At 65.4% G+C, this 6,109-nt stretch carries 5 protein-coding genes; 3 read left to right on the forward strand and 2 right to left on the reverse strand.

Annotation, left to right across the window (positions count from 1 at the left end; translation table 11 throughout):
• The 3 genes from WB461_RS07055 to WB461_RS07065 form a co-directional block, all read left to right on the forward strand.
• The coding region (locus WB461_RS07055) for an ATP-binding protein (protein ID WP_423852021.1) at positions 1 to 2,712 on the forward strand (2,712 nt) is incomplete at its 5' end.
• A 141-nt stretch (positions 2,713 to 2,853) separates the two neighbouring features.
• Positions 2,854 to 3,741, forward strand: a complete 888-nt coding sequence (locus WB461_RS07060) for a zinc metalloprotease (RefSeq protein WP_423852022.1) — start codon at positions 2,854 to 2,856, stop codon at positions 3,739 to 3,741.
• Between the two features lie 452 nt (positions 3,742 to 4,193).
• Positions 4,194 to 4,877, forward strand: a complete 684-nt coding sequence (locus tag WB461_RS07065; RefSeq protein ID WP_423852023.1) for an SGNH/GDSL hydrolase family protein — start codon at positions 4,194 to 4,196, stop codon at positions 4,875 to 4,877.
• Between the two features lie 31 nt (positions 4,878 to 4,908).
• Here WB461_RS07065 and WB461_RS07070 read toward each other — a convergent pair whose 3' ends face one another.
• Both WB461_RS07070 and WB461_RS07075 read right to left on the reverse strand, forming a co-directional pair.
• Complete coding sequence (locus WB461_RS07070; protein ID WP_423852024.1) at positions 4,909 to 5,295, reverse strand: VOC family protein; 387 nt, start codon at positions 5,293 to 5,295, stop codon at positions 4,909 to 4,911.
• Positions 5,296 to 5,433: 138 nt separating this feature from the next.
• Positions 5,434 to 5,976: a hypothetical protein gene (locus WB461_RS07075; RefSeq protein WP_423852025.1), complete on the reverse strand. Its 543-nt coding sequence runs from the start codon at positions 5,974 to 5,976 to the stop codon at positions 5,434 to 5,436.
• Positions 5,977 to 6,109: the final 133 nt, after the last annotated feature.

The raw sequence follows: 6,109 nt of genomic DNA on the forward strand, positions 1-6,109 counted from the left end.
CGCGAGCTCCGTCTGTTCAAGGAGCTCTTCCACTCGACGGAGGAGTCGCGCAAGCCGACACTGTTCGTGGTCGACGGCGAGCCAGGGGTCGGCAAGTCCCGGCTGGCGTGGGAGTTCGACAAGTACATCGATGGCCTGTCAACGGCCGTGACGTGGCACGCAGGCAACTGCGTCGCATACGGCGAGGGAGTGGCCTACTACGCACTGGCCGAAGCCATCCGTGGTCGACTGAGAACGGGTGACAACGATGACGACGACCCGGCGAAGCTGCTCGATGCCGGGCTGGAACGGTATGTAGCCGACGAGGAGGAGCGCGCGTGGCTCAAGCCCAGGATGGGTGCCCTGCTGGGGATCGGATCGGTCGGCAACTACCCGCGTGAAGATCTGTTCGCCGCGTGGACAACATTCTTGGAGCGCGTCGGCGAGGGCGACCCGGTCGTGCTGCTCATCGATGACGCGCAGTACGCCGACGACGGTCTGCTGCTGTTCGTCGAGCACCTGCTTCTGGTCGGTTCGTTCGCGTGTTTCGTGGTGCTCTTGACCCGACCCGGTCTCATCGAGAGCAATCCGTCGCTCGCCACGAACCGCAAGGCGACCGTGGCCCACCTGCCCGCGCTGGATCCCCGTGACATGTGTGAGCTGCTCGACGGGCTCGTGGTGGGCCTGCCGGACGACATCCGCGCCACTTTGGTCGAACGATCCGACGGGATCCCGCTGTTTGCGGTGGAGACGATTCGCTCACTCATCGATCGTGATCTGGTCATCCCGCGCGGCGGGCAGTATGTGCTGGCCGACCCGCAGGCTCTGGACCTGACCACCATCGGTGCCCCAGCGTCCTTGCAGGCGTTAATCGCCGCACGGCTCGACACGCTGTCGGCCGAAGAACGACGAGTTGTGGATCAGGCCAGTGTCGTGGGCGTCTCGTTCAAGCGCGACACGATCGCGGTGTTGTGTGAGGAGCTGCCGGACGTCGACCGGGTGCTGACCAGCTTGGTTCGTCTCCAGATCCTCGACCGGGTCACCAGTCGACTCAACTCGAACTTCGGATCGTACAAGTTCAATCAGAGCGTCGTTCGCCAGGTCGCCTATGCCACGTTGTCGCGACGCGACCGCAAAGCCACTCACCTTGCCGTCGTCGAGCGTTACAAGGCCGAGGGAGACTCCTCCGGCGATGTCGCCGCCATCGTGGCCCGGCACTATCTCGACGCGATCGAAGCGGTGCCGGCCGATCCGGACGTCCGGGAACTGACCGCAGCTGCGATCGAGCAGCTGAAGAAGGCTGCCACCCGCGCCCAGGCGCTCGGCTCCCCGGTCGAGGCCGTCGGCCACCTCGAGACAGCGCTGGCGCACCTGGTGGACGAACAGTCCCGACCCGAGCTCGAGTGCGACCTCGCCGCAGCGCTGATCGACACAGCCGCATACGCAGACGCCGTGGTCCATGCCTCCCGAGCAACGGAGATGTTCGACGGTCGAGGCGACGAGCTGGGGGCCGGCCGGTCGACTGCAATGCATGGGCAGGCCCTGATCGGCCTCAGCGACAACTCCGGCGCGGTGGCATTGATGCGGCCACGGTGGGATCGGCTCCTGGGCCGGGAGGAGGCCAACCAGCCGGCGCTCCTCCTGGCGTACGGGTTGTCGAAAGCCGGTCTCAATTTGGGCACGGACGTGCGCGACGTCCTGGAGGTTCGTGCCAAGCTCGCTGAGCTGGCCGGGGAGCAGGGCGACTTGGCCGACGCGCTGCTCGGGCTGAGCATTCACTACGCAAGGTACGGCGCGGTCACTCTGTCGCGAGTTCTCCTGGTCGCTGCCGCCGATCTGGCCCGGTCCAGTCACCATCCCGCTGCTCTGTCGCGGTCGTTGCTCAACCTGACCGTCAATTCGATGCTCGATGATCTCGACAAGGCGATCGGGTTCGGTCGCGAAGCGGTGGCAGTGGCCAAGAGCAACGGCCTGGTGTACTGGATCAGTGGTTCGGAGATCAATCTGGCGCTCGCCCTGTGGAACAAGGGCCAGTGGGACGAGGTGGAGGAGATCTTCCAGGAGCACCTGACGAATCTGAACACTTCCTGGACGTTTGTCGCGACGGCCATCGTCGGAGCCACGAGAGCTGCTCGGGGCGACGTGCCGGAGCTTCCGTGGGCACACGGGGAGGCGCCGGCGTCCGATGACAGCAACGACATTGCCTGGCGGCTGTTCGCCGAGGGAATCCACGCTCGGGACAACGACATCGATTCGGCAGTGCGCCTCGCCGTGGCCGGAACAACGCAGATGTACGAATTCTCTGGGACCTGGGACGACTGCGTGCACATGTGGCCGATTGCGGTGGAGATGGCCATCGAAGCGTCTGACGACGAGAGCCTCGCCCGCCTGCTCAACCTGATCGACGGACAGACCGACGGACAGATTTCCGCGGGGATGAAGATCCACCGTCAGCGGGTGGCCGGCCTGCTGGCGATGTCTCACGACCCGGCTTCGGTCGAGCCACTGTTGCGCGAGGCGATCGTGAAGTTCAAGGCCTGGGGCGCGGCCCCCTACCAAGCCAGGACAGAGGCAGACCTGGGTGTGTGGCTGGTGAACCAGGGACGCGCTGAAGAAGCCGCGGCGCTTCTGGAGTCGGCCCGAGACGTCTTCAACGAGATCGGTGCCATCAGGTGGACCGAGGCGCTGGAGCTGCAGCTCGGCAACGCCTCGCCTGCCCGCCTGCAGGGGTGACAAGGCCTCCCCAGTCCGGCGGCGGTCGCCGACAACACCGCTGTGGCGTACGGTGATCCGACAAGCCGGGCGACCAGCCCGCCATCAGGGGGATACATGCGTGCTCGATCGTTGCTTCGTTGGATTCCGTCAGCTGCTCTGGTGACAGGGCTCATCACCGCAGCCGGGGCAGGTCATGTCGCCGCCTCGCCGTCACCCGGTGCAGCAGAATGTGTCGCCAGCGCCGCTCGCGTCGCTGATGGGAGCTCGGCCAAGGAGCCCGAGCTCTATCCGAAGAACGAGGCGAACGCATACGGGGTCCTCAAGGACGCGCCGAGGCTTCCCAATGGGAGCGTTGCCGTTCCGACGGTCTTTCACGTCGTGTCCGACCACACCCTCTCAAGTACCGAGCGGGATCGCTGGACGACGATGATCAGCGCCCAGATGAAGGTCCTCAACGACTCCTTCTCTGGCCAGACTGCGGCTGACGCAGCTGACTCTCCCTTCCGCTTCGGACTCAGCGACATCACGTGGACGGTCAACCCGGCGTGGTACACCGTCACCCCGGGCAAGACTGAGCGGGACATGAAGCAGGCCCTCTACCAGGGCGACTCCGAGACCCTCAATGTCTACTCGGCAGACATCGGCGGGGGGTTGCTGGGATGGGCCTACTTCCCGAAGGGCTACAACAACGGACGCGACTACATCGACGGCGTCGTGATGCTCGACGAATCGATGCCCGGTGGCACGGCAGGCAAGTACTCGCTGGGTGACACCCTCACCCACGAGGTGGGTCACTGGCTGATGCTGGAGCACACCTTCCGCGGCGGATGCTCGGCATCAGGCGACTTCGTCGCCGACACCCCGCGTGAGGCGATCCCGCAGTTCAACTGCCCAGTCGGTGCAGACACGTGCGCGACTCCTGGATCGGACCCGATCCGCAACTTCATGGACTACAGCAAAGACTCCTGCATGAACATGTTCACCCCCGGTCAGGTCGACCGCATGAACGACGCCTGGACCAACTTCCGCGCCGGGGGCGCTGGTTGAGGGTGAATTCCGCCGAACTGTCCTGATCCACCGCCAGACACGCTAATCTCACGCATGGGAGCGAAGGCGTGTGGGACGCCCTCAGCTGAGAGATGACAGTGTCGGACAAGCCGGATGAGCCGAAGCGCACGAACCACTGGGATCGCGTCTCCCTGACCGGTTACCTCGGTGCGGGATGCCTGGCGGTGCTGGCGGGGATCGTGGTCATCTCGTGGCTGACAGTCCCACCGCCTTGGGAACAGATCTTGTACTGGACTCTCGTTCCCCTGTGCTTCGTGGGGTTTCTTGGCATTCACATGTCCTTCGCGCCGGGAGAATTTGCTTGTGAGGGCTGCGGGCGGCGGCCCAAAGGTGGTCAGGACCTGTGCGTGAAGTGCGGCCACCAATACCACAGGACGTGAGCCGTGTTGACTCGATCTGAACAGCCCAGTGCAGGTGGCCGTCGTCGTGTGGTGCCCAGCGCCGGTGCGGCACGTGTCGCCGGCATCGCAATCATGCTGGGGATGGTGCTCGCGCCGTCCAGCGCCGGTGCAGCCGACACAGCCCGACCGAACGGCACCCTCGTGGTGATCGGGGACAGCATCACCTCGCGCTACAACGACATCGCCGGCAGCCCCCGGCGCGGCATGTACTCCTACCTCGCCGAAGAGCTGGGGATGGTCCCGGTGACCTTCGCCGAGTCTGGTTCAGGCTTCTATCGACGGGGGGTCGACGCCGGATGCGCTGGTACCCGGTACGCCAGTCGGATCACCAAGGCGATCGCCAGCAAACCGACTGTGCTGCTGGTCGAGGGCGGCAGGAATGATTACCGGGGCTGCACCAAGCGCGTGACCCAGACGACGACTGAGAACTACACGCGCAGCTTTTTGCGCTCGTTGGCAATCGCGGCGGACAACTCTGGACTCCGACGTGGGGACGTGTATGTCCAGAGTCCCTGGGGGAGCAGCAAGGCCGCCGAGGGCAAGCGCATCCGACCGATGATCAAGAAGTGGGCGCAGTACTACCGGTTCACGTTCATCGCTGGTGCACCGATGGGTCTGGCCGATGCGCCGGATGGAGTGCATCCGGACGAGTCAGGCGTGCAGCTCCTGCTGGCCCAGGTGCGTCGCTACAGCGATCTGAACGAGCGCTTCTGACGGTCCCGCGAAGGGAGTCGAGCGAGCAGGCTCAGTCGGCCACCGCGTCATCGATACACATGATGTTGCCCTCGCTGTCCTTGAACCAGGCGGCGTTGCCCACGCCCTGCATCTTGGCGACGTCGCCGTCCCACTCCACACCAGGCATGTCGTAGTGCTCGAAATCCAAGCCCTTGGCCTTCAAGTCGCGCACTTCGTCAGCCACGCTCGAGACGTGCCATTGCGCGATGGTGTGGCCAGCCTGGCCGGCGTACTCGGTCTCGTACAGATAGAAGGTGGTGCCGCCGCTGGTGGTGTAGACGAGTCCGCCCGGGTGATCGCCGGCGGGGGTGAGGCCCAGGGTGTCGGCGTAGAACTGGCGCGCCCGGTCAAGATTCGAGACTGGAACGTTGGCGGTGACCTTGCTGTCGTTCAGCATTGCTGCTCCTAGGGGTCGGGAAGCGCCCGAGCCGCTTTCTCTCACGATAATCCCGTTGTGACGGTCTGACTACTGCCCTGACCCAGTGGGGACGGCCGACGCTGCACAGCCGGCGCCGGGTGGATCCTCCGGCGACGCTCAATAAAGGACGCGGAGATCACCAGCAAGACCGACCAACGCCATGATGGGGACCGCCGCGAACACCGCCCGAACGATCAGGGTGCCCCGTGCTGACCTGCGCAGAGGCTTCAGGAAGCGTCGGCGAATCGGCAGCAGCACCGCGATCACTCCACCCACGATCACGAACGCGAAGGTGCTGAGTGGGACCACCAGCAGCAGGACGGCCGGCGCCACCCAGCGGTGCGTCGAGCGCCCGGTCTGCGTCGCGGTCGCGACCCGATCAACGGACAGCATCAGGACGATCGCCGACAGAAAGGGGAGCCCGGTGAACAGCGCTACAGCGAACCAGGTCGGACCGAGCGCCTCGAAGTCGACGCCATTGGGCTCTATCACCAGCGTGCCGACGAGAGCCGCAGCAGTCAGCCCCACGGTGACCAGCCGCAGCCACCGCGGCCCCACGAGCCAAGGAGCGGCGGCGATGCACGCGGCAGCGCCGACAATTCCGAACGCGCCGCCCCCGTTCCTGGAGATAGGTCGCCGGCTCGCTGGATCTGCGTCCATGGATGATGCCCGCGCTCATCCGACCAGTGAGGCACGCCGCCGGAGAGGAGGTCAATCGCGCACACCTGTGGCTGACGCGCCTCGAGGCCCGTCAGCCGCTAGGTTTGGAGATCAGCGAGAGCGCGACCTCGTG

The organism is Aeromicrobium sp. (assembly GCF_049587115.1).
GTDB lineage: Bacteria > Actinomycetota > Actinomycetes > Propionibacteriales > Nocardioidaceae > Aeromicrobium.

Bases quoted from the DNA above. Each gene is read 5' to 3' on its own strand.
- WB461_RS07075 (WP_423852025.1), bottom strand. From the start codon at position 5,976: ATGGACGCAGATCCAGCGAGCCGGCGACCTATCTCCAGGAACGGGGGC.
- WB461_RS07070 (WP_423852024.1), bottom strand. From the start codon at position 5,295: ATGCTGAACGACAGCAAGGTCACCGCCAACGTTCCAGTCTCGAATCTT.